Here is a 23,889-nt window from a genome sequence, read left to right as displayed (position 1 = left end):
GAGGCCGCGATGCGAACCGAGCCCCGTGTTGCGCTGATCCGGGCCGACGCGCTCGTTGCGTCGCCGTGGAAGAACGGCGGCGGCGTGACGCGCGAGATCGCGGCCGAGCCGCCGGGCGCATCGCTCGATGCGTTCGCGTGGCGCGTCAGCGTCGCCGACGTCGCGCAGCCCGGCCCGTTTTCGCGCTTTCCCGGCATCGATCGCACGTTGGTGCTGCTGTCGGGCGCGGGCATGACGCTGGCCGCCGAGGGTGGCCCGCGCACGCTGCTGGCCGAGCCGCTCGATCGTTACGCGTTCGATGGCGAACTGGCGCTGTCGGCCGAGCTGACCGACGGCCCCACGCGCGATTTCAACCTGATGACGCGCCGCAGCGCCGTGACGGGCCGCGTGTCGGTGATGACCGACGGCGCGTCGCTCGAATCGCGCGCACCGTGCGTGCTGCTGTTCTGCGCGCATGGCACGCCGGCCGTTGCGATCGACGGCGGTGCCGAGCACCGGCTGGGCGCGCTCGACACCGTGCGTATCGATTGCGACCTCCAGGCCGATGCCATTGCCGCGAGCGCATCCGTGCGCTGCACGATGCGCGGCGACGGCGCGCTGCTTTGTATCGAACTGTTCCCGAAGGCGGCCGACTTGGCTGCATGACACCATGACCGCGACTGTCTGGCTTGACCTCAATCTCTGCGCGTCGGGCGACCCCGAAGACGCGACCCTCGATGCGGCGATCGCCGTTGATCACGACGGCACGATCGCCTGGCTTGGCCCGCGCGCCGACCTGCCTGCCGCCCATGCCGGCTGGCCGCGCGAAAGCCTCGGCGGCGCGTGGGTGACGCCGGGCCTCGTCGATTGCCATACGCATCTCGTCTACGGCGGCCAGCGTGCCGACGAATTCGCGCTGCGGCTGGCCGGCGCGAGCTACGAGGAAGTGGCGCGGCGCGGTGGCGGCATCGTTTCGACCGTGCGCGCGACGCGCGAGGCCGACGAGGCCACGCTGTTCTCGCAGGCCGCCGCGCGCCTCGCACCGTTGCTGGCCGAAGGCGTCACCGCGATCGAGATCAAGTCGGGCTACGGCCTTGACCTCGACAGCGAGCGCAAGATGCTGCGCGTCGCGCGTCGGCTCGGCGAACGGTTTCCGGTGGACGTCTACACCACGTTTCTCGGCGCGCACGCGCTGCCGCCCGAATACGCGGGCCGCGCCGACGACTACATCGATCTCGTCTGCAACACCATGCTGCCTGCGCTGGCGGGCGAGGGGCTGGTCGATGCGGTCGACGTGTTCTGCGAGCGGATCGGGTTTTCGCTGGCGCAAAGCGAGCGCGTGTTCGAGGCCGCGATGCGGCATGGGCTGCCGGTGAAGATCCACGCCGAGCAGTTGTCGAATGCGGGTGGCACGGCGCTGGCCGCGCGTTACCGCGCGCTGTCGGCCGATCACCTCGAATATCTCGACGAGGCCGGCATCGAGGCGATGAAGACGGCAGGCACCGTGGCCGTGCTGCTGCCCGGTGCGTACTACTTCATCCGCGAAACGCAGCTGCCGCCGCTCGACCTGTTGCGCCGGCATGGCGTGCCGATCGCGATCGCCACCGATCACAACCCCGGCACCTCGCCGCTGACCTCCCTGCTGCTGACCATGAACATGGGTTGCACGCTGTTCCGCATGACGGTGCCCGAGGTGCTGCTCGGCGTGACGCGCCATGCGGCGGCGGCGCTCGGCCAAAGCGGCCGGCACGGCCTGCTCGCGGCGGGCCGCGCGGCCGATTTCGCGGTCTGGCCGGTGACGACGCTGGCCGAACTGGCCTACTGGTTCGGCCGTCCGCTGTGCGAGCGCGTGGTCAAGCGCGGCGCCACCGTGTTCCGGCGCGCGCCGCAGGCGCTCGCCATCAACGAAGGGAATCCGACACGATGAATCAGGCGATGCTGTTTGCCGAGCATGCGTTCCTGCCCGATGGCTGGCAGCGCGACGTGCTGCTGAGCTGGGACGAGCACGGCACGCTGACCGAGGTGCAGGTGGGCGCCGAATGCCCGCGCGGGGTCGCACGCGCACGCGGGCCGCTCGCGCCCGGCATGCCGAACCTGCATTCGCATGCGTTTCAGCGCGCGATGGCGGGCCTGACCGAATACCGCGCCAATCCGTCCGACAGCTTCTGGAGCTGGCGCGACCTGATGTACCGCTTCGCGCTGAAGCTCACGCCCGATGCGCTCGGCGCGATCGCGCGCTGGCTCTATGTCGAGATGCTGAAGTGCGGTTACACGTCGGTCTGCGAATTCCACTACGTCCACCACATGCCGGATGGCGCGCGCTATCCGCGTCAGGAGGAACTGGCGCGGCGCGTGGTGGACGCGGCGCGCGAGGCCGGCATCGGCATCACGATGCTGCCGGTCGCCTACCGCTACAGCGGCTTCGGCGAGAAGCCGCCGCGCGACGACCAGCGCCGCTTCATCAACAGCACCGATCAATTGCTCGGCCTGCTCGATGCGTTGCGCGCGGGCGTGCCCGAACATGGCGGCCTGCGCTACGGCATTGCGCCGCATTCGTTGCGCGCCGTGTCGGAAGACGGCCTGCGCGCGCTGCTGGCGGGGCTGCCGGCCGATGCGCCGGTGCATATCCATATCGCCGAGCAAACCGCCGAGGTGGACGACTGCGTGCGCACCACCGGCATGCGCCCGGTGCAATGGCTGCTCGATCGTTTCGCGGTGGATCGTCGCTGGTGCCTCGTGCATGCGACGCATGTCGACGAGGCCGAGACGGCCGCGCTCGCGGCGAGCGGCGCGGTGGCGGGCCTGTGCCTGACCACCGAGGCGAATCTCGGCGACGGCGTGTTCCCGGCCGTCGATTATCTGGCGCAGGGCGGTGTGATCGGCATCGGCTCGGACAGCCACGCGAGCGTGGACTGGCGCGCCGAGTTGCGTCTGCTCGAATACGGCCAGCGGCTCGTGCGCCGCGAGCGCAACGTGCTGGCCAGCGCCGCGCAGCCGCAAGTGGCCGACCGCCTGTTCGCGGCCACGCTCGACGGCGGCGCGCAGGCGGCCGGCCGCGCGATCGGCGCGCTGGCCGTCGGCAAGCGCGCCGACTGGATCGTGCTCGACCCCGATCACCCGTCGCTGATGGAGCGCGGCAGCGAAAGCTGGCTGTCCGGCGCGGTGTTTGCCGAGCATGGCGACACGCCGGTGCTCGATGTCTACACCGGCGGCGAGCGGGTGGTCGAGGCGCGCCGCCATCGCGACGAGGCGCAGGCCTATGCCGGCTACCGCCGCGCACTCGCCGAACTGCTGCGCTGAAACCCGTCGCCCCCTTCGACAAGGATTCCCAACCGATGAACGCCGTGACCCCCCCCGCCGTTTTCACGCTGCATCCGGGCAGCCTGCCGCTGCTCGTCTCGATTCCGCATGCGGGCACCTATCTGCCCGACGACATCGTGCGCACCATGATGCCGGTCGCGCGGCACGTCGACGATTGCGACTGGCATCTCGAACGGCTGTACGGCTTCGCGCGCGCGCTCGGCGGCTCGGTGCTGGCGCCGTCGCATGCGCGCTACGTGGTCGACCTGAACCGGCCGCCCGACAACGCGAACCTGTATCCGGGGCAGGACACCACGGGCCTCGTGCCGGTCGATACCTTCGACAAGGAAGCGCTGTATCCGGACGGCGGCCAGCCCGACGAGGCCGAGATCCTGCGGCGTCGCGATCGTTACTGGCTGCCGTATCACGCGGCGCTGAAGGACGAACTGGCGCGGCTGGTGGCCGTGCATGGCCGCGCGCTGTTGTGGGAAGCGCATTCGATCCGCTCGCATGTGCCGCGCTTCTTCGACGGCCGGTTGCCCGATTTCAACTTCGGCACGGCCAACGGCGCGAGCGCCGCGCCGGGCCTCGGCGAAGCGCTGGCCGAGGTCGTCACGCGGCAGGGTGCGTTTACGGCGGTGGCGAACGGGCGTTTCAAGGGCGGTTACATCACGCGTCAGTACGGCGCGCCCGAGGCGAATATCGATGCCGTGCAGCTCGAACTGTCGCAGATCACCTACATGGACGAGGCCCGCCCGTATGCCTACGACGAGCGCAAGGCCGAGGTCGTCGCGCCGTTGCTCGAAACGCTCGTGAAGACGGCGCTCGCGTATCGGTGAACGCCGGGCGCGGGAGAGGATGGACGACAACGGGCGGCGCGATGCCGCCCGTTTTTCATCGCAGGCGGATCAGCGTCGATTTCAGTTCGGTGTACTTCTCGAGCGCGTGCAGCGACTTGTCGCGGCCGTTGCCCGATTGCCGGTAGCCACCGAACGGAAAGTTCATGTCGCCGCCTTCCTCGTAGCAGTTGACCCACACGGTGCCCGCGCGCAGGCGGCGCGATACCTCGTGCGCGGTGGCCAGATCGCTGGTCCACACGGCGGCTGCCAGCCCGTAGTCGCTGTCGTTGGCGATGCGCACCGCTTCGTCGATCGTGTCGAACACGATCACCGAAAGCACCGGCCCGAAGATTTCCTCGCGCGCGATGCGCGTGGCGGCATCGGTTTCGAACACGGTCGGCTCGACGTAGAGGCCGCCCGACGCGTCGTTCACGCGCGTTCCGCCCGCCAGCAGCGTGGCTTCCGCGCGACCGGTTTCGATATAGCCGAGCACGCGTTCGAGCTGGACGGCATCGATGATCGCGCCCATCGAGGTGGCCGGATCGAGCGGATTGCCGGGGCGATAAGCCTTGGCGGCATCGAGCAGTTTTTCGACGAAGCGCTCGCGTATGTCGCGATGCACGAGCAGGCGCGAGCCGGCACTGCACATCTCGCCCATGTTGTAGAAGATCGCGCCGGCCGCAGCGGCCGCCGCGCGATCGAGATCGGGGCAATCGGGCAGCACGATGTTCGGCGACTTGCCACCCAGTTCGAGCCAGACCCGTTTCAGGTTCGATTGCCCCGCGTATTGCATGATCTGCTTGCCGACCGCGGTCGAGCCGGTGAACGTCACGCAATCCACGCCGCCGTGCAGCGCCAGCAGCTTGCCGGCTTCGCCGCCGCCCGGCAGTACGTTGAACACGCCAGCCGGAATGCCGGCCTCGAACGCGAGCTGGGCGACGCGGATCGCCGTCAGCGGCGATTTTTCCGAAGGTTTGAGCACCACGCTGTTGCCGGCCGCGAGCGCCGGCGCGAACTTCCAGGCCGCCATCAGCAGCGGGAAATTCCACGGCACGACTGCTGCCACCACGCCCACCGGTTCGCGCGTGACGAGGCCGACCAGCTTCGGGTCGACGGGCGCCACCTCGCCGCCGATCTTGTCGATCGCCTCGGCGAACCATTCGACGCAATAGGCCGCGCCGGGGATGTCGACCGAGGTGGTGTCGGCGATCGGCTTGCCGGCGTCGAGCGTTTCGAGCACGGCCAGTTCGTCCTGGTGCGCGCGCAGCGCCGCCGCGAAACGCAGCAGGATCGCGCGCCGCTCGCGCGGCGCGAGCGTGGCCCAGCCGCCGCCGTCGAACGCGCGACGCGCCGCCGCAACGGCGGCGTCGACTTCCTCGGGGCCGCTCTCGGTGACGGTGGCCAGCACGCGGCCGTCGATCGGGCTCACGCAGTCGAAATGGCGGTGGGCGGTGGTGCGATAGGCGCCGTCGATGAAGGCGCGGCCTTCGATCGACAGCGAGGCGGCAAGCTTCTGCCAGTCGGCGAGCGTCGTGTTCATCGGCATATCCTCGTGCATGAGCGGGCGCGGATCGGCGTTTTGGCCGGCGCCCGGGTTGCGCAAGTACAGGGGCGGGTGATGATTTGTAGCAGATCGGGTGCGCGGGTTTCAAGCGCCGTTCGCGCGCTGGCGATTTTTGAAACCTGGATTGACGGCTTGCCGGAATCCGTTAAGCTGATCGACAGCAAGCCGTCATGTCGATCGTACCGGCCCGGGTTTCGCCCGTTGGCCGGCCTGCGCGAGGTTGCCGATGCGCGCGCAGTGTCACGATCGTCGCCGACGGCCAGCCGGCGTGTCGAGCGCTCGTGCGAATTCATCTCCCGTGGGGCTCGGCGCGTTCATTCCGTCCAACAGTCAGTCGAGTGTGATCGTGAGAGTCCTTGGCCCCCTGGTCAGACGGGATCGATGTTGCGTTGCGGCCTCGCCGCATGCGGCGTCGTCACCCGAGCCGGGCTACGGCGAGTACCGCGTCAGCCCAAACCTGCCTAGCTTCGGCGTCCTGTCGCGACGCTGCGTGCGCCGCTTCAATGTCGGCGCGGTTCGTGCGCATAGCGCGCTGCGGCCGTATCACGTCGCTTCCTTGTTGCCCTAGCGCCTTCGCGCCCGGTTTCTTTCCGCTGTGTTCCTTGCCGTCTTGCTGCGGCGATCCGCTTGCGCCGGGGTGGGTGCCGACCGTCGCGAGCCGCGGCGGCGTTGCGGCTTCCGCGTGGCCGTGCTGTGGCATGGCGAGGCGGGCGTGCGCAGTGCCTGCGCCAGCCGTCGCATCGCCCTGTGCGGCCACGCGTTGCCGCCGAGCGTTGCGGACTGCGCGTACGGCGTTCGTACCCCAAGCAGCGAAGCGCGACTCACGTGAGGCCGGTGCGGCGTTGCGCCCGCTCGCGCTCGTTCCTGCCCCCGAACCGGAGGCCCCATGATTCCATCCCGACCCGGCAAGCCGCTGGTGGCCGTCAGTGCCGATCGCGTGATGGCCGGCCCGCATCCGTCGCATTCGGTCGGCGAGAAATATATCGATGCGGTCGTCGATGGCGCGGGCGCGCTTGCGCTGGTATTGCCCGCGCTCGGCGCCCGTCAATCAATCGACGATCTGCTCGACACGATCGACGGCCTGCTGCTGACCGGCAGCTATTCGAACGTCGAACCGCAGCGCTACGCCGGCCCCGCCAGCACGCCCGGCACGCTGCACGACGCCGCGCGCGACGCCACCACCTTGCCGCTGATCCGCGCGGCGATCGAGGCCGGCGTGCCGGTGCTCGCGCTCTGCCGCGGCCTGCAGGAGCTGAACGTGGCGTTCGGCGGCACGCTGCACGCGCGCGTGCATGAGGTGCCGGGCCGCTTCGATCACCGCGAGGACAAGGCCGCGCCGCTCGATGCGCAATACGGCCCCGCCCATGCGATCCACATCGTGCCGGGCGGCCTGCTGGCACGTATCGCTGGCGGCGCGACCGAGGCGCAGGTCAATTCCTTGCATGCGCAAGGCATCGACCGGCTGGGCGACGGCCTGGTGATCGAAGCGGTGGCGCCCGACGGGCTGATCGAGGCGATCGGCGTGCGCGACGCGCCCGGCTTCGTGCTCGGCGTGCAGTGGCACCCGGAATGGCAGTACGCGAAGCATCCGCTTTCGCAGGCGATTTTTGCAGCCTTCGGCGAGGCATGTCGCGCCCGAAGGCGCACCGCGGCCGCTCAGGCCGCCCGGGCATCGGTGCGCACCTGAGTGCGCCGATGCCCATTCAACGAGGCTCCCATGCAAGACCTTGATGATTTCATGAAGCAGCACCGGATCACCGAAGTCGAGGCGATCATTCCCGATATGGCCGGCATCGCGCGCGGCAAGATCATTCCGCGCAACAAGTTCGAAACCGGCGAATCGATGCGGCTGCCGCAGGCCGTGATGGTGCAGACGGTCACCGGCGACTATCCCGACGACGGCTCGCTGACCGGCGTGACCGACCCCGACATGGTGTGCGTGCCCGACGCCTCCACGATTTGCCTGATTCCGTGGGCGTCGGATCCGACCGCGCAGGTGATTCACGATTGCGTCCACTTCGACGGCACGCCGGTGGCGATCTCGCCGCGCTACGTGCTGCGCCGCGTGCTCGATCTCTATCGCGCCAAGGGCTGGCGGCCGGTGGTGGCGCCCGAGCTGGAGTTCTATCTGGTCGAGATGAACAAGGACCCGGACCTGCCGCTGCGCCCGCCGATCGGCCGCACCGGGCGTGCCGAAACGGGCCGCCAGTCGTATTCGATCGAGGCCGTCAACGAGTTCGATCCGCTGTTCGAGGACATCTACGAATACTGCGACCTGCAGGGCCTGGACATCGACACGCTGATCCACGAAGTGGGCGCGGCGCAGATGGAGATCAACTTCCAGCACGGTGACGCGCTGTCGCTGGCCGATCAGGTGTTCCTGTTCAAGCGCACCGTGCGCGAGGCGGCGCTGCGCCACAACATGTACGCGACGTTCATGGCCAAGCCGATGGAGAACGAGCCGGGCTCGGCGATGCATATTCACCAGAGCCTGGTCGACGTCGACAGCGGGCGCAACCTGTTCGTCGACGCGCAGGGCGAATCGACCGACCTGTTTCGCCACTACCTGGCCGGGCTGCAGAAGTACACGCCGGCGCTGATGCCGATCTTTGCGCCGTACATCAATTCGTACCGCCGGCTGTCGCGGTTCATGGCCGCGCCGATCAACGTGCAGTGGGGCTACGACAACCGCACCGTGGGTTTTCGCATTCCGCACGCGGGGCCGGCCGCGCGCCGCATCGAGAACCGGATTCCGGGCGTGGACTGCAACCCGTATCTCGCGCTGGCCGGCACGCTCGCGGCCGGCTATCTCGGCATGACGCAACAGTTGAACCCCACCGCGCCGCTCGCGGCCGACGGCTACAACCTGCCGTATCAGTTGCCGCGCAACCTGGAGGAAGGACTCACGCTGATGGCCGCGTCCACGCCGCTGGCCGACATCCTCGGCGAGAAGTTCGTGAAGGCCTATCTGGCGCTGAAGGAAACCGAATACGAGGCGTATTTCCGCGTGATCAGTTCGTGGGAACGCCGCCATCTGCTGTTGCATGTCTAACGCCATCGCGGCGCTGCGGCGCCGCCACACGGAGGACCCATCATGACCCAACGCATCGGCGAATCCGCCTATGTCCAGACCGTGCAAGCCTCGGCCCCGGCCAAGGCCGCCGCGCGCTCCACCGCCGAATACCGCGCGCTCGACGCGGCTCACCATCTGCATCCGTTTTCCGACATGGGGGCGCTGAACGCCGCCGGCAGCCGCGTGATCGTCGGCGCGCACGGCGTGCATCTTCAGGATTCCGACGGAAACCGCATCGTCGACGGCATGGCCGGCCTGTGGTGCGTGAACGTGGGCTACGGCCGCGAGGAACTCATCGAGGCCGGCGCGCGCCAGTTGCGCGAATTGCCGTTCTACAACACGTTCTTCAAGACCACCCATCCGCCCGTGATCGAGCTGTCGGCGCTGCTGGCCGATATTGCGCCGCCCGCGTTCAATCGTTTCTTCTATTGCAACAGCGGTTCGGAGGGCAACGACACGGTGTTGCGCATCGTGCATCAGTACTGGCTCACGCAGCGCCAGCCCGGCAAGAAATACGTGATCTCGCGGCGCAACGGTTATCACGGCTCGACGATCGCGGGCGGCACGCTCGGCGGCATGGATTACATGCACGAGCAGATGCCGTCGAAGGTCGAGCACATCGTCCATATCGATCAGCCGTATTTCTTCGGCGAGGCGGCCGACGGGCAGACGCCCGAGGCGTTCGCGCTGGAGCGCGCGCGCCAGCTCGAAGCGAAGATCCTCGAACTCGGTGCCGACAACGTGGCCGCGTTCATCGGCGAGCCGTTCCAGGGGGCGGGCGGGGTGATCTTCCCGGCCTCGACCTACTGGCCCGAGATCGAGCGGATCTGCCGCAAATACGACGTGCTGCTGGTGGCCGACGAGGTGATCGGCGGCTTCGGCCGCACCGGCGAGTGGTTCGCGCATCAGCATTTCGGCTTCGAGCCGGACCTGATGACGCTGGCCAAGGGACTGACGAGCGGCTATGTGCCGATGGGCGCGGTGGCGCTGTCGGACCGGATCGCCGATGCGCTGATCGCGCACGGCGAGTTCAACCACGGCATGACCTACTCGGGGCACCCGGTTGCGGCGGCGGTGGCCGTGGCGAACCTCAAGGTGCTGCGCGACGGCGGCGTGGTCGAGCGCGTCAAGCGCGAGATCGGGCCGTATTTCCAGCAGCGCCTGCGCGACGCGCTGGCGGGCAGCCCGATCGTCGGGGAGATCGCCGGTGCGGGGCTGGTGGCCGGCATCCAGCTTGCGCAGGATCGCACCGCACGCCGGCGCTTCGCCAACGGTGGTGAGGTCGGCACGATCTGCCGGGACTATTGCTTCAACGGCAACCTGATCATGCGCGCGACCGGCGACCGCATGCTGCTGTCGCCGCCGCTGGTGGTGAGCCGGCAGGATGTCGACGAGATCGTCGACAAGGCCGCGCAGGCGATCGCCTCTACCGCGAAGCAGATCGGCATGGCGTGACCGTGATCGAGCGTCGCCGCTGCCCGCCGCTCGTTGCCGAAACGTCGCACGATCGTGACAGGACACCGTGTGATTGTTTCGTATTGTCAAGGATGCGTCGCATCGCGGCGACGGCTGTCGCAAGGCCGAGACGGATCGTCTATGCTGCTTGAACGAGGCCGGCGCAAGTGCCGGCCTCGCCGCATCGAAGCACGGTGGAGAACAGGCCGCGGACAGCGGACACGATCGGAGGCGTTGCGATGAAGTGGAACGGGCGGACGAGCTGTGCGGTGACGGTAGCGGCGGTGCTGGCGGCAACGCTGGCGATGACGGGATGTGCGTCGTCGGGGCCGCAGAAGCCGGTGTATCGCGACATGTGGGCGTCGGTGCCGGCGGCCGCAGCCGGGCAGGGGCGCATCGTGTTCTTCCGTCCCGAGGCGCGGCTCGGCGGCGTGAGCGGCGACAAGGTGCGGATCAACGATCAACTGGTGGGCGAGGTGCCGAACGGCGGCTTCTTTTACCTCGATGCACCGGCCGGCCAGTACGTGATCACCACGTCGAGCGCACCTGACAAACCGTTGACGGTCGATCTCCCGCAGGGCGACACCCGGTACGTGCGCTTGCAGGTGCCGTTCGCGCTGATCGCGGGGCCGCTGACGCCGTCGCTCGAACGCGAGCCGGCCAGGGCGCGCGAGGCGTTGACCATGCTGCACTACGTGGGGAATCGGCCCGGTGCGGGCGGCAAGGCGCAATAGGCGAGGGCGCGCGTATTACGCGAACTGCGTGGCAAACCGGACGTGCAAATAAAAACGGCCTGAATCGCGAGATTCAAGCCGTTTTTTCCTAGGCGTTGCCGCCTGAATTCTTTGGTGGGCGGTACTGGGATCGAACCAGTGACCCCTGCCGTGTGAAGGCAGTGCTCTACCGCTGAGCTAACCGCCCAAAGAGCCTTGAATTATGACGGGGCTCGGTTACTTCGTCAAGCCTTTTTTCGTCTCATTCCATCCGGCGGGATGCGATCCGTGCCGTAGCGCGAATCGAGGCGTGATTCTAACGGGATCGTTCACTTTTTTCCAGCGTTATTTCACATCCTTGTCGCAGCGGCTGCGAGGGGACGCGAACCGACGCCGGAAAACGCCGTCAGCCCTGCGTCGGCGGCACGAAACCGGTTGCCTGATCGGCGCCTTCGCCGAAGAAATACTTTTCGGTCTGCTTGATCAGATACTGGCGCGCACGCGGGTCGGCCATGTTCAGGCGGTTCTCGTTGATCAGCATCGTCTGCTGCTTGAGCCAGCCCTGCCAGGCTTCCTTCGAGATGCTTTCATAGATGCGCTTGCCGAGTTCGCCCGGCAGCGGCGGAAAATCGAGGCCTTCGGCTTCCGTGCCGAGTTTGGCGCATTGAACCATACGGGTCATCGTTGACTTCTCCTGTGATCGACGGGGAGGTGGCGCGCGTTGCGCCGCTCAGAGCTGCTTCATCAGCACGAGCGACTTGCGCTGCCAGTTATAAAGTTTGCGGCGGTCTTCGGGCAGGTCTTCCACGCTGACCTTGACGAAGCCGCGCTTCAGAAACCAGTGTTCGGTGCGCGTGGTCAGCACGAAGATCCGCGTCAGGCCGCGTGCGCGTGCGCGTTGCTCGACGCGCTTGAGCAGGCGCTCGCCGTCGCCCGAGCCTTGCGCTTCGGGCGCGACGGTCAGGCAGGCCATTTCGCCGATCTTCTCCTGGGTATACGGATAAAGCGCGGCGCAGCCGAACAGCACGCCATCGTGCTCGATCACCGAGAAGTGATCGATGTCGCGCTCGATCTGGTGGCGGCCGCGGCGCACCAGCGTGCCGTCGCTTTCGAGCGGCTCGATCAGCGTCAGGATGCCGCCGACATCGTCCGGCGTGGCTTCGCGCAGGCTTTCCAGGTTCTCGTACGAGATCATGGTGCCCACGCCGTCGTGCAGGAACAGTTCGAGCAGCACGCTGCCGTCGAGCGAATACGGCAGCAGGTGGGCCCGCGCCACGCCGCCCCGGCAGCCACGGATTGCGTGTTTCAGGTAGAACGCCTCGTCGCCCTGCACGTTGCCCGAATCGAGCAGGTCCGCAGCCGCGTCGAGCGACATTTCGCGGATCAGCTCGTTCTCGGCGTCCATCACGCCGAGTTCCTCGGTCAGGAAGATCAGCTTGTCGGCGCGCAGCGCGATCGCGGCGGCCGAGGCGACGTCTTCCATCGACAGGTTGAACGCTTCGCCGGTGGGCGAGAAGCCGAGGGGCGAGAGCAGCACCAGCTTGCGGCTTGCCAGCGAGTGGCGGATCGACTCGGCGTCGATCTTGCGGACCACGCCCGTGTGCTGGAAGTCAACGCCGTCGACGACCCCGACCGGCCGCGCCGTGACGAAGTTGCCCGACACGACGCTGATGTGCGCGTGCGCCATCGGCGAGTTCGGCAAGCCCTGGCTGACCGCAGCCTCGATGTCGAGACGGACTTCGCCGGCTGCTTCCTTCGAGGATTCGAGCGCGCGCGCATCGGTGATGCGCAGGCCGTGCGAAAACTCGGATTCGACGCCGTGCAGGCTCAACTGCTCCTCGAGCTGGGGCCGCGAGCCGTGCACCAGCACGATCTGGATGCCCATCGCCTGCAGCAGCGCGATGTCGGCAACCAGCGCGTTCAGCAAGCCTTGCTGCACCACTTCGCCGCCGAAACCGATGACGAAGGTGCTGTTGCGGAACTTGTGAATATAGGGAGCGACGGAGCGCATCCAGTCGACGAACTGGGCGTGGCTGATCGCGGTCGCGTCGACGGACGACGGCGCCGAGGCGGCGGGGAGGTCGGTTTGGGAATTCATGGGCGGGATTATAATGCGCCCCCATGTCGAATGTACCCAAAAGCTCCGCACCGAATCGTACCGATGCGCCGGCCGGCGACGCGCCGCAGGCATCGCGCCCGGAGCGGCGCCCGCAAGCCGCGCCGTCCTCCGTTTCTTCCCCGTCCGGCCAGGTGTCGCAACCAGCCCACAGCCCGCGCGCCGAGCGGCCGCCCCGCGAAGGCGGCGAGCGCCGCGAGGGCAACCCGCGCCGGGAATCCGGCAATGGCCGCGAGGGCCGCGAAAGCCGCGAGGGCAAGCCGCCACGGCCGCCGCGCGAGGCCGGTCAGCCGCGTCAGGCCGGCGAATCGCGCGCCGATGCCCGAGCCGAGTCGCGTCCCGATTCCCGTGTCGAAGCACGTCCGCAATCACGCCCGCCCCGCGAGCCCCGCGCTCCTCGGCCGCCCGTGACGCCGAATCCGGTCCCGCCGATCACGTTCCCCGAAAGCCTGCCCGTCTCGGGCAAGCGCGAGGAGATCGCGCGCGCGATTGCCGAGAACCAGGTGGTGATCGTCTGCGGCGAAACCGGCTCGGGCAAGACCACCCAGTTGCCGAAGATTTGCCTGGAACTGGGCCGCGGCCTGGGCGCGGGTGGCAAGGGGCTGATCGGCCATACCCAGCCGCGCCGGCTGGCCGCGTCGTCCACCGGCCGCCGGATTGCCGAGGAACTGGGCACGCCGTTCGGCGAGGTGGTCGGCTACAAGGTACGTTTTACCGACAACCTGGCACCCGGGGCCTCGGTCAAGCTGATGACGGACGGCATCCTGCTGGCCGAAACCCAGACCGATCCGCTGCTGCGCGCCTACGACACGCTGATCATCGACGAGGCGCACGAACGCAGCCTCAACATCGATTTCCTGCTCGGCTACTTGCGGCAGGTGCTGCCGAAGCGCCCCGACCTGAAGCTGATCGTGACGTCGGCCACCATCGACGCCGATCGTTTCGCGCGCCACTTCGGCAGCGAGACGAAGCCGGCGCCGGTGATCGAGGTCAGCGGCCGGCTGTACCCGGTCGAAATGCGTTACCGCCCGATCGCCGACGATCGCTCGGCGGCCGTGCGCAACGCCGAAGGCGCGTCGAGCGGGCGCGAGCGCCAGAAAACCGCGCGCGAGGCCGAGCGCGACCTGATGGACGGCATCGTCGATGCGGTGGACGAGCTGTGCCGCGAAGGCCCCGGCGACGTGCTGGTGTTCCTTCCCGGCGAGCGCGAGATTCGCGACGCGGCCGAGGCGCTGCGCAAGCACCATCCGCCGCATACGGAAATCCTGCCGCTGTTCGCGCGGCTGTCGGCGGCCGACCAGGAGCGCGTGTTCAAGGGTTCGAACGCGCGCCGCATCGTGCTGGCCACCAACGTGGCCGAAACCTCGCTGACGGTGCCGGGCATTCGCTACGTGGTCGATACGGGGCTGGCGCGCGTCAAGCGCTATTCGTATCGCAACAAGGTCGAGCAGTTGCAGGTGGAATCGATCTCGCAGGCCGCCGCCAACCAGCGCGCCGGCCGTTGCGGCCGGGTGGCCGACGGCGTCTGCATCCGCCTCTACGAGGAAAGCGACTACACGGGCCGCGCGCGCTTCACCGATCCGGAAATCCTGCGCTCGTCGCTGGCCGCCGTGATCTTGCGGATGAAGTCGCTGCACCTCAGCTCGATCGAATCGTTTCCGTTCATCGAACCGCCGCCGGGCCGCGCGATCGCCGACGGCTATCAGTTGCTCAACGAACTGGGCGCGGTGGACGACGACAACGCGCTGACGCCGCTCGGCCGCGAGCTGGCGCGCCTGCCGCTCGACCCGCGCGTGGGCCGCATGATCCTGGCCGCGCGCGACCAGCAGGCGCTGCGCGAGGTGCTGATCATCGCCAGCGCGTTGTCGGTGCAGGACCCGCGCGACCGGCCGATCGAGGCGCAGGAGCAGGCCGACCAGGCGCACCGCAAGTTCGCCGACGAACGCTCCGAATTCCTCCAGTGGCCGCGCATCTGGGCCTGGTTCGAGGAGGCGGTGGCGCACAAGAAGTCGAACCGTCAACTGGTGGACGCCTGCCGCGCCAATTTCCTGTCGCACCTGCGGCTGCGCGAATGGCGCGACGTTCATTCGCAACTGCTGACGGTGGTGCGCGAGCTCGGCTGGCGCCTCAACGAAACCGAGGCGACCTTCGAGCAGGTGCATTTGTCGCTGCTGACGGGCCTGCTCGGCAATATCGGCATGAAGGCCGACGACGAGCCGCATTACCTCGGCGCGCGCGGCATCAAGTTCCATCTGTGGCCCGGCTCGGCGCTGGTCAAGAAGGCCGGGCGCTGGGTGATGGCCGCCGAACTGGTGGAAACGAGCCGGCTCTATGCGCGCGGGCTGGCGAAGATCGAACCCGAGTGGGTCGAGAAAGTCGGCTCGCACTTGCTGAAAACCTCGCTGTCCGAACCGCACTGGGAGAAGAAGCCTGCCCAGGTGTCGGCGTTCGAGCGCGGCGTGCTGTACGGCCTGACGATTTACAACCGGCGCCGCGTGGCATTCGGCAAGCAGGACCCGAAGCGTGCGCGCGAGCTGTTCATCCGCGGCGCGCTGGTGGAGGGCGAATTCGATACGCGGCTCGCGTTCTTCGCGCACAACCGCAAGCTGCTGGCCGATATCGAGCAGCTCGAACACAAGTCGCGCCGGCAGGACGTGCTGGTGGACGACGAGCTGATCTTCGGCTTCTACGATCAGGCCGTGCCGGAAGGCATTCACACCGGCGCGTCGTTCGAGCGCTGGTATCGCGACGAACTGAAGAAAAGCGGCCAGCCCGAAGACAAGCTGCGCCTGTTGTATCTGTCGCGCGACGACCTGATGCGCCACGAGGCGGCCGGCGTCACGACCGAGCTGTTCCCGAAGCGCCTGACCATGGCCGGCGTGGAGATGGGGCTGTCCTACCACTTCGAGCCGGGCTCGCCGCGCGACGGCGTGACCTTGCAGGTGCCGCTCTACGCGTTGAACCAGGTCGACGCGCGCCGCGCCGAATGGCTGGTGCCGGGCATGCTGAAGGAGAAGGTGCAACTGCTGCTGAAGTCGCTGCCGCAGAAGCTGCGCCGCCATTGCGTGCCGCTGCCCGAGTTCGCGGCCGGCTTCGTCGAGCGTTCGGGCGCCGAGCGCTTCGGCGCGGGCGCGCTGGTCGAGCTATTGATCGCCGACATCCGCCACCAGACGCAGATCGCCATGAAATCCTCGGATTTCAAGCTCGAAACGTTGCCGGCGCACCTGTTCATGAATTTCAAGGTGATCGACGAGCACGGCCGCCAGCTCGGCATGGGCCGCAATCTCGCGCAGTTGCGCGGCGAACTGGGCATGCAGGCGCAACAGCATTTCCAGAAGATCGCGGCGGCGGCCACGCTGACGGCCGCCGGCGAGGACGAACCGGTGCAGCAGCCGGGCGTCCCGCGCGGCGCGGCACCGGGCGGCGGCGCGACGAATGCGGCCGGCCGGACCGCGCCGCCGCGCACGGCGGCAGGCGGAGCGCCGGCGGCGGGCGAGGGCGGCACTGCCACCGCGCTGTACGAAAACCTGACCACCTGGAATTTCGGCAAGCTGCCCGAATTGCTCGAAATCCGCCGGCGCGGCCAGACGCTGTATGGCTACCCGGCGCTGGTCGACCGCGGTGCGCATTGCGACGTCGAGGTGTTCGATTCGCCCGAGGAAGCGGCGCGCATCCACCGCGCCGGGCTGCGCCGCCTGTTCGCGCTGCAACTGAAGGAGCCGATCCGCTTCCTGGAGAAGAACCTGCCGGGGCTGCGCGAGATGGCGATGCAATACATGACGCTCGGCACCCAGGACGAACTGCGCGACCAGTTGATCGACACCGCGCTCGACCGCGCCTGCCTGCAGGACCCGCTGCCCGACGACGACGCCAGCTTCCATGCGCGCCGCGACGAGGGGCGCAGCCGCCTGAACCTGCTCGCGCAGGAGATCGCGCGGCTGGTGGGCGGAATCCTGGCCGAGTACGCCTCGCTCGGCAAGAAGCTCGCGCAGGCCAAGCCGTTCGCGGCTGCCCACGCCGATATGGTGTCGCAGCTCGGCGCGCTGGTCGGCAAGCGCTTCGTGATCGACACGCCGTATCCGCAGCTCGCGCATTTTCCGCGCTACCTGAAGGGCATCGCGCTGCGCATCGACAAGCTGAAGGCCGACGCGACACGCGATGCGCGCCAACTGGCGGAGTTCGCGCCGCTTTCGCAGCACCATCAGCGGGCGCTGTCGCAGCGCGGCGGCGCGGCCGATGCGCGGCTGATCGAGTTCCGCTGGCTGCTCGAGGAACTGCGCATTTCGCTGTTCGCGCAGGAACTCCGCACGCCGATGCCGGTCTCGGTGAAGCGCCTGCACAAGGTCTGGGAATCGCTGCAACGCTGACGAAGCCGGCGAGGGGCGCGGAAAAACGAACGGGCTTCCGGTCAACCGGCGGCCCGTTCGAACGTTCTACAATGACGGTTGTTTCTCGACGTGAGTCTCCATGCGCAATTTCCTGTCCCTCGGTCGGGCCGCCCTGATGTTCGGCGCACTGACTGTCGCCGCGGCGCCCGCCGCGTTCGCCAATAACGTCATCGTGCTGAATTCGGCCGAGGCAACGCTGTCGCTGATCGATCAGAACACGCACCAGGTGGTCGGCACGATGCCGACCGGCAAGGAGCCGCATCACTTGATGGCGACGCCCGACAATTCGTCGCTGATCGTCGCCAATTCGGTCTCGAACAGCCTGATGTTCCTCGACCCGCGCACCGGTGCGCTGCAACGCACGGTCGAAGGCATCGACGATCCCTACCAGCTCGGCTTCTCGCCCGACCGCAAATGGTTCGTGGCGGCCGGGCTGCGGCTCGATCGCGTCGATATCTACAGCTACGACGGCCATGACGTGCACCTCGCCAAGCGCGTGCCGCTGCAGGTGATGCCGAGCCACCTGGCGTTCCCGGACGCCCGCACCGTGCTGGTGTCGCTGCAGGTGTCGGGCGAACTGGCGGCCATCGACCTGCCGACGCAAACCGTCAAATGGAAGATGAAGGTCGGCAAGGTGCCGGCCGGCCTGTGGATGACGCCCGGCAACAAGTACGTGCTGATCGGCATGACCGGCGCCGATTACGTGGCGGTGGTCGACTGGCGCAACCAGAAGGTCGTCAAGACCATCCCCACCGGCAAGGGCGCGCACAACTTCCGCTCGCTTGACGACGGCACCCACGTGGCCGTCACGAATCGGGTCGCGAACACCATCAGCATCATCGACGAGAACACGCTGACCAACGTCGGCGAAATCTCGGGCCTGCTGCCCGGGCCGGACGACATGGAACTGTCGGCCGACCGCAAGACCCTGTGGGTCACGTTCCGCTTCGCCAAGAAGGTCGGCGTGATCGACCTGGCGAGCCGCCGCCTGATCCAGACGATTCCGGTCGGCCGCTCGCCGCACGGCATCTATTTCTTCGACCGTGCGCCGGTGACGGCGCCGAACGGCGCCTGACGGCGCGGGAGCGCAGATGTATCACGCGATCGCCACGATGCTCGACACGTTCGTGTCGAACCTGCAGACCTGGCTGTACGTCGATATCGTGCAGCCGACGCTGTTCAAGTTCGACCTGATGGATTACGACGAGGACACCTACGACGCGCTGTACTGGGTCATCATCGGCGCGCTGCAGGTCGTGGTGATGTTCGTGCTGCTGCGCCCGCTGGAGGCGCTGCGTCCCGCCGAATCGTGGCAGCACCGCCGCGAGACGCGCGTCGACGTGCTCTACACGCTGATCGCCAAGCTCGGCATCTTCACGCTGTTCTTCTTCTTCGTGATGCAGCCGTTCTTCGACCAGTTCCAGTCGTGGCTGCGCATGAAGGGCGTCGCGAACTACAACCTCGACGCGCTGTGGCCGGGCGTGACGTCGCAGCCGCTGGTCGCGTTCGTGATCTACCTGGTCGTGATCGATTTCGCCGGCTACTGGTATCACCGCTGGCAGCACCGGTTCGGCGTCTGGTGGGAACTGCACGCCGTGCATCACAGCCAGCGCCAGATGTCGCTGTGGACCGACGACCGCAATCACCTGCTCGACGATCTGATCCAGGGCTGCTTCTTCGCCGCGATCGCGCTCGTGATCGGCGTGCCGCCGTCGCAGTTCGTGGTGCTGACGGCCCTGTCGAATTTCATCCAGAGCGTTCAGCATACGAACGCGCGCCTGCCGTTCGGCTGGCTCGGCGAGCGCCTGCTCGTCAGCCCGACGTTCCATCGCCGCCATCATGCGGTCGGTTACGGCCATGAGGGCACGGCCTACGGCTGCAATTTCGGCGTGCTGTTCCCGTGGTGGGACATGCTGTTCCGCACCGCCTCCTGGAACAAGACGCCCGAGCCGACCGGCATCCGCGAGCAGTACCAGGGCGTGTCGTACGGCGAAGGCTTCTGGTCGCAACACTGGCTCGCGATGGTGCGAATCGTGAAACGCGTCGTGCAGCGCAAGCCGCGGGTGTCGTCGGCCGAAACGGCCTGACAGCGCTGCCCCCGCCCGCCGGCCAGCGTGGGCGGCGGATAGCCGGCGGGCGATCGCCGCGCGCATGCGGTTTTGGCGCCGAGGCGCGCAGTGGTTTATGCTTGGGGCCGCCTTACCCCATTTCTCCACGTACCCGCCCGCATGACCGATCTGCTGCGCTCCTTCGGCCGGGCATTCGCAAGCGCGCTGCACCCGCGGATGCTCTGGCTCACGTTCCTGCCATTCATCGTCGCCGCGCTCGGCTGGGGCCTCGTGCTTTGGTTCGCCTGGCAGCCGCTGGTGGGTCTCGCGCGCGTCGCGCTCGACGGCTTCATGCTGACCTCCTGGCTCTACCGCTTCTTCTCGTCGATCGGCGTGCCGCAACTGCATGCGGTGGTGGCGCCGTTCGTGGTGGTGTCGGCCGCGATTCCGCTGATCGTGCTGACGGTGCTGCTGCTGATCGCCGGCATCTCGATGCCGGTGGTGATCGGCCACCTGTCGCGGCGCCGGTTCGCCCAGCTCGAACAGAAGCGCGGCGGCACCTGGTACGGCAGCGCGGTCAATGCCGTCTGGACGGCGCTGGTCAGCATCGTGGTGCTGGTCGTGACGCTGCCGCTCTGGCTGATCCCGCCGTTCTTCGCGCTGCTGCCGCCGCTGATCTGGGGCTGGCTGACCTATCGCGTCATGAGCTACGACGCGCTCGCGCTGCACGCGGGCGCGGACGAGCGGCGCGCGCTGATGCGCCGGCATCGCTGGCCGCTGCTCGGCATCGGCATCGCGAGCGGCCTGCTCGGCACGGTGCCGACCTTCGTTTGGGTATCGTCGATCTGGACGATGGTGCTGTTCCCGTTCATCGCGGCGGCGATGATCTGGGTCTACGCGTTCATCCTCGTCTTCTCGGCCCTGTGGTTCGGTTTCTATTGCCTGCACGCGCTGCAGGATCAGCGCGCGGCCGCCGCCGCGCAGTCACACGCACTGACGAGGCAAGCATGAGCATCGGCATCATCATCATCGGCGACGAAATCCTCTCCGGCCGCCGCCAGGACAAACATCTCTCGAAGCTGATCGAACTGCTCGGCGCGCGCGGGCTCGCGCTCGACTGGGCCGAATACGTCGGCGATTCGCGCGAGCGGATCACGGCCACGCTCGCGCGCGCGTTCGCGGCCGGCGACATCGTGTTCTCGACGGGCGGCATCGGCGCGACGCCGGACGACCACACCCGCCAGTGCGCGGCCGCCGCGCTCGGCGTGCCGCTCGAGCTGCATCCCGAGGCGAAAGTGCTGATCTCGGAGCGGATTCGCGATACGCACACCGATACCGCCAAGCCGGTCGATCTCGATTCGCCCGAGAACCGCCATCGCTTCGAGATGGGCACGTTCCCGCGCGGCGCCAGCATCATCCCGAACGGCTACAACAAGATTCCGGGTTTTTCGTACGGCGACGTGCACTTCGTGCCCGGTTTCCCGGTCATGGCCTGGCCGATGATGGAATGGGTGCTCGATACGAAGTACGCGCACCTGCACCACGCGACGCCGTTCGCCGAGCGTTCGGTGCTGGTGTTCGAATTGCCGGAATCCACGCTGACGCCGCTGATGGAGCAGATCGAGCGCGATTTCCCGGGCGTGCGCGTGTTCAGCCTGCCGAGCGTGGGCGATGCCGAGCGCGGCGGCGTGTATGCGCGCCGCCATATCGATCTGGGCGTGAAGGGCGAGCCGGAGGCGGTGGCCGCCGCGTTCGTCAAGCTGCGCGAGGGCGTTCATCATCTCGGCGGCGACATCGTCGAGCCCGACGCGGCGCACTGACGCGCCAGCGGCCCCGGCCGGGGCCGCATCGTCGTTGCGTTTCGAACTTGCACACGCAAAACGAAACGGGCCGCATCGCGCGGCCCGTCATCCCGGTGTCATCGCCCGGCAGGACGATAGACAGCGACGCTCAAGCGCCGATCCAGGGCAGCTTGCGATAGCACCAGCCTTCGACCGTCTTCCGATGCCCCTGCCCGTCCTTCGCCCCCTCGAAGCCTTCCAGAATGTCGAACGCGCGGGTCAGGCCCGCCTGCGTGGCGGCGACCGCCGCCAGCTTCGAGCGCGCCGCGCTGCGGCACAGCAGCAGCACCGGCGTGCCGACGTCGGCCACGTCCTTCAGTTGCGCGATGAAATCGGGGTTCGGCACGCCGCCCGGGTAGCGCGTCCATTCGATATGCACGTACTGGCCGTCGCCGACGAGCGGGCGGCCGATCCAGTCGAGCTCGGCGCGCGTGCGCACGTCGACGAGCCGCGCGGCCGGATCGAGCTGCAGCAGTTCGAAGCTTTCGGCCGGCGACAATGCCCCGGCGTACTGAAGCTTGCCTTCGGTGCGGCGCGCGTCGGCTTGCGCGTAGAGCTGGTCGAGCGTGGTCATGGCAGGGAGGTCTCCTCCGGATCAAATAGCCATTCTAGCGCGCCGGGCACCGCGCACGTGCGGGCCGCCGAGGCGCCGACGGCATGCTTGACGGCAGCGCGTATCGGCACCGAGTTGGTGCCGATTTTTCCTGTCGAAATAAATTTGCATCGAGTTAGTGCAATTTTGGGATTTTTGCCTATATTTGGTGCGTGTCATGCGCCGCGCCGGGCAGGCAAAGCCCCGAAAGCGCGCGGGACGGCCCTGTCCCGGCGCGGGTTGTGGCCCTTCGCGCCGAACTGGCGCATGGGTGGCATGGAAGCTGCTTTATAAGCATCGGTCAAGTCGGCCCGTCGCAGCGCTCAAGTACGGAAGCCGGCCTCATCCGCTTAACGGAGGCGGTCCCAGTCCGCCGGAATTGTTCAAATCAGGAGAAGAGGTTATGAGTAAAACCGTCGCCGACGTCATGCAGCTCGTGAAGGACGAGGACGTCAAGTTTGTCGATTTCCGCTTCACGGATACGCGCGGCAAGGAGCAGCACGTGTCGGTGCCGGTGTCGGCGTTCGACGAAGACAAGTTCGAAAGCGGCCACGCATTCGACGGTTCGTCGATCGCGGGCTGGAAGGGGATCGAAGCGTCGGACATGCTGCTGATGCCGGACCCGAGCGCCGCATTCGTCGACCCGTTCTATGAAGAGTCGACCCTGGTTCTGACCTGCGACGTGGTCGAGCCGGCCGACGGCAAGGGCTACGAGCGCGACCCGCGTTCGCTCGCCAAGCGCGCGGAAGCCTACCTGAAGAGCACGGGCATCGGCGACACGGCCTACTTCGGTCCGGAACCGGAATTCTTCATTTTCGACTCGGTCCAGTGGAGCACGGACATGTCGGGCACCTTCGTGAAGATCAATTCCGAAGAAGCCCCGTGGTCGTCGGGCAAGGATTTCGAAGGCGGCAACACGGGCCACCGTCCGGGCACCAAGGGCGGCTACTTCCCGGTCGCGCCGGTCGACACGTTCCAGGACATCCGTTCGGAAATGTGCCTGCTGCTCGAACAGATCGGTATCCCGGTCGAAGTGCACCACCACGAAGTGGCGGGCCAGGGCCAGAACGAAATCGGCACGAAGTTCTCGACGCTGGTCGAGCGCGCCGACTGGACGCAATGGCTGAAGTACATCGTGCACAACGTTGCGCACTCGTACGGCAAGACGGCCACGTTCATGCCGAAGCCGGTGGTGGGCGACAACGGTTCGGGCATGCACGTTCACCAGTCGATCTGGAAGGACGGTCAGAACCTGTTCGCGGGCAACGGCTACGCCGGCCTGTCGGAAACGGCGCTGTTCTACATCGGCGGCATCATCAAGCACGCCCGTGCCCTGAACGCGATCACGAACCCGACGACGAACTCGTACAAGCGTCTGGTCCCGCACTACGAAGCACCGGTCAAGCTGGCCTACTCGGCACGCAACCGCTCGGCCTCGATCCGCATTCCGCACGTGTCGAACCCGAAGGGCCGCCGTATCGAAACGCGTTTCCCGGACCCGATGGCCAACCCGTACCTGTGCTTCTCGGCGCTGCTGATGGCAGGTCTGGACGGCATCCAGAACAAGATCCATCCGGGCGAAGCTGCCGACAAGAACCTGTACGACCTGCCGCCGGAAGAGGATGCAAAGATCCCGACCGTCTGCGCGGGCCTGGACCAGGCACTCGAGGCACTCGACAAGGATCGCGAATTCCTGACGCGCGGTGGCGTGTTCACGGATGCGATGATCGACGCGTACCTGGGCCTGAAGGAACAGGAACTCGCGAAGTTCCGCATGACGACGCACCCGATCGAGTTCGAGATGTACTACTCGCTGTAAGCGTGACGATGGCGCTTCGTCACGTCATCGAACGAAGCGCCGTCCTGTCGTCGGCTTGCCGGGAGCGAAACACGCCCGGCGGCCGCGGCTACACGAAAGGGACGGCTCCCGGCCGTCCCTTTTTCATTGCACGGTTTCTCAAGACAAACGCGAGCATCCACG

The 23,889-nt window shown here is 67.5% G+C and carries 18 protein-coding genes and 1 tRNA gene; 14 read left to right on the top strand and 5 right to left on the bottom strand.

The window, feature by feature from the left end; genetic code table 11:
* The first annotated feature begins 9 nt into the window (after positions 1–9).
* From AB4850_RS27370 to hutG, 4 genes are read left to right on the top strand one after another with little or no spacing between them, the layout of a single operon-like run.
* The gene (locus AB4850_RS27370) at positions 10–645 is read left to right on the top strand and encodes a HutD family protein (RefSeq protein ID WP_414442578.1); all 636 of its coding nucleotides are present in this window, start codon (positions 10–12) and stop codon (positions 643–645) included.
* A 4-nt stretch (positions 646–649) separates the two neighbouring features.
* On the top strand, positions 650–1,906 hold the full coding sequence (hutI, locus tag AB4850_RS27365; protein WP_414442577.1) for an imidazolonepropionase: 1,257 nt from the start codon (positions 650–652) through the stop codon (positions 1,904–1,906).
* Positions 1,903–3,279 carry a formimidoylglutamate deiminase gene (locus AB4850_RS27360; RefSeq protein WP_414442576.1) on the top strand — a complete coding sequence of 459 codons (1,377 nt, stop codon included), beginning with the start codon at positions 1,903–1,905 and terminating at the stop codon, positions 3,277–3,279. Before hutI ends, AB4850_RS27360 begins: the two co-directional genes overlap by 4 nt.
* Positions 3,280–3,314: 35 nt before the next feature.
* Complete coding sequence (gene hutG / locus AB4850_RS27355) at positions 3,315–4,118, top strand: N-formylglutamate deformylase (RefSeq protein ID WP_414442575.1); 804 nt, start codon at positions 3,315–3,317, stop codon at positions 4,116–4,118.
* Positions 4,119–4,173: 55 nt separating this feature from the next.
* On the opposite strand, the gene AB4850_RS27350 is transcribed toward hutG, so the two are convergent.
* Complete coding sequence (locus tag AB4850_RS27350; protein ID WP_414442574.1) at positions 4,174–5,658, bottom strand: aldehyde dehydrogenase; 1,485 nt, start codon at positions 5,656–5,658, stop codon at positions 4,174–4,176.
* Positions 5,659–6,568: 910 nt separating this feature from the next.
* Between AB4850_RS27350 and AB4850_RS27345 the strand changes: the two genes are divergently transcribed.
* From AB4850_RS27345 to AB4850_RS27330, 4 genes are all read left to right on the top strand, one after another.
* The gene (locus AB4850_RS27345) at positions 6,569–7,369 is read left to right on the top strand and encodes a gamma-glutamyl-gamma-aminobutyrate hydrolase family protein (RefSeq protein ID WP_414442573.1); all 801 of its coding nucleotides are present in this window, start codon (positions 6,569–6,571) and stop codon (positions 7,367–7,369) included.
* Positions 7,370–7,399: 30 nt separating this feature from the next.
* Positions 7,400–8,734: a glutamine synthetase family protein gene (locus AB4850_RS27340; protein ID WP_414442572.1), complete on the top strand. Its 1,335-nt coding sequence runs from the start codon at positions 7,400–7,402 to the stop codon at positions 8,732–8,734.
* Between the two features lie 42 nt (positions 8,735–8,776).
* The gene (locus AB4850_RS27335; RefSeq protein ID WP_414442571.1) at positions 8,777–10,210 is read left to right on the top strand and encodes an aspartate aminotransferase family protein; all 1,434 of its coding nucleotides are present in this window, start codon (positions 8,777–8,779) and stop codon (positions 10,208–10,210) included.
* 239 nt (positions 10,211–10,449) lie between these two features.
* Positions 10,450–10,944 (top strand): DUF2846 domain-containing protein, encoded by a 495-nt coding sequence (locus AB4850_RS27330; protein ID WP_414442570.1) that lies wholly within the window; start codon positions 10,450–10,452, stop codon positions 10,942–10,944.
* Between the two features lie 112 nt (positions 10,945–11,056).
* Here AB4850_RS27330 and AB4850_RS27325 read toward each other — a convergent pair.
* The 3 genes from AB4850_RS27325 to argA form a co-directional block, all read right to left on the bottom strand.
* A tRNA-Val gene (locus tag AB4850_RS27325) sits at positions 11,057–11,131 on the bottom strand.
* A gap of 198 nt (positions 11,132–11,329) precedes the next feature.
* The gene (locus AB4850_RS27320) at positions 11,330–11,605 is read right to left on the bottom strand and encodes an oxidative damage protection protein (protein ID WP_414442569.1); all 276 of its coding nucleotides are present in this window, start codon (positions 11,603–11,605) and stop codon (positions 11,330–11,332) included.
* Between the two features lie 48 nt (positions 11,606–11,653).
* Entirely contained in the window at positions 11,654–13,021 is a 1,368-nt protein-coding gene (gene argA, locus AB4850_RS27315; RefSeq protein WP_414442568.1) for an amino-acid N-acetyltransferase, read from the bottom strand.
* Positions 13,022–13,044: 23 nt separating this feature from the next.
* Here argA and hrpA point away from each other — a divergent pair, with 23 nt between their 5' ends.
* From hrpA to AB4850_RS27290, 5 genes are all read left to right on the top strand, one after another.
* Positions 13,045–17,406: an ATP-dependent RNA helicase HrpA gene (hrpA, locus tag AB4850_RS27310; RefSeq protein WP_414442567.1), complete on the top strand. Its 4,362-nt coding sequence runs from the start codon at positions 13,045–13,047 to the stop codon at positions 17,404–17,406.
* Positions 17,407–17,506: 100 nt separating this feature from the next.
* A complete protein-coding gene (locus tag AB4850_RS27305; RefSeq protein ID WP_414442566.1) occupies positions 17,507–18,502 on the top strand; it encodes a YncE family protein in 996 nt (331 codons plus the stop codon).
* A gap of 16 nt (positions 18,503–18,518) precedes the next feature.
* On the top strand, positions 18,519–19,514 hold the full coding sequence (locus tag AB4850_RS27300; RefSeq protein WP_414442565.1) for a sterol desaturase family protein: 996 nt from the start codon (positions 18,519–18,521) through the stop codon (positions 19,512–19,514).
* 141 nt (positions 19,515–19,655) lie between these two features.
* Positions 19,656–20,486 carry an EI24 domain-containing protein gene (locus AB4850_RS27295; protein ID WP_414442564.1) on the top strand — a complete coding sequence of 277 codons (831 nt, stop codon included), beginning with the start codon at positions 19,656–19,658 and terminating at the stop codon, positions 20,484–20,486.
* A complete protein-coding gene (locus tag AB4850_RS27290; protein ID WP_414442563.1) occupies positions 20,483–21,295 on the top strand; it encodes a competence/damage-inducible protein A in 813 nt (270 codons plus the stop codon). The genes AB4850_RS27295 and AB4850_RS27290 overlap by 4 nt, the downstream gene beginning before the upstream one ends.
* Before the next feature lie 130 nt (positions 21,296–21,425).
* Here the strand turns inward: AB4850_RS27290 and AB4850_RS27285 are convergent, their stop codons facing one another.
* Complete coding sequence (locus tag AB4850_RS27285) at positions 21,426–21,890, bottom strand: rhodanese-like domain-containing protein (protein ID WP_414442562.1); 465 nt, start codon at positions 21,888–21,890, stop codon at positions 21,426–21,428.
* A gap of 421 nt (positions 21,891–22,311) precedes the next feature.
* Here AB4850_RS27285 and glnA point away from each other — a divergent pair, with 421 nt between their 5' ends.
* Positions 22,312–23,727 carry a type I glutamate--ammonia ligase gene (gene glnA / locus AB4850_RS27280; RefSeq protein ID WP_414442561.1) on the top strand — a complete coding sequence of 472 codons (1,416 nt, stop codon included), beginning with the start codon at positions 22,312–22,314 and terminating at the stop codon, positions 23,725–23,727.
* The last annotated feature ends 162 nt before the right edge of the window (positions 23,728–23,889 follow it).

It is taken from the genome of Burkholderia sp. 22PA0106 (assembly GCF_047497155.1).
Classification (GTDB): domain Bacteria; phylum Pseudomonadota; class Gammaproteobacteria; order Burkholderiales; family Burkholderiaceae; genus Burkholderia.
This window is presented reverse-complemented; position numbering and strand designations above follow the sequence as displayed.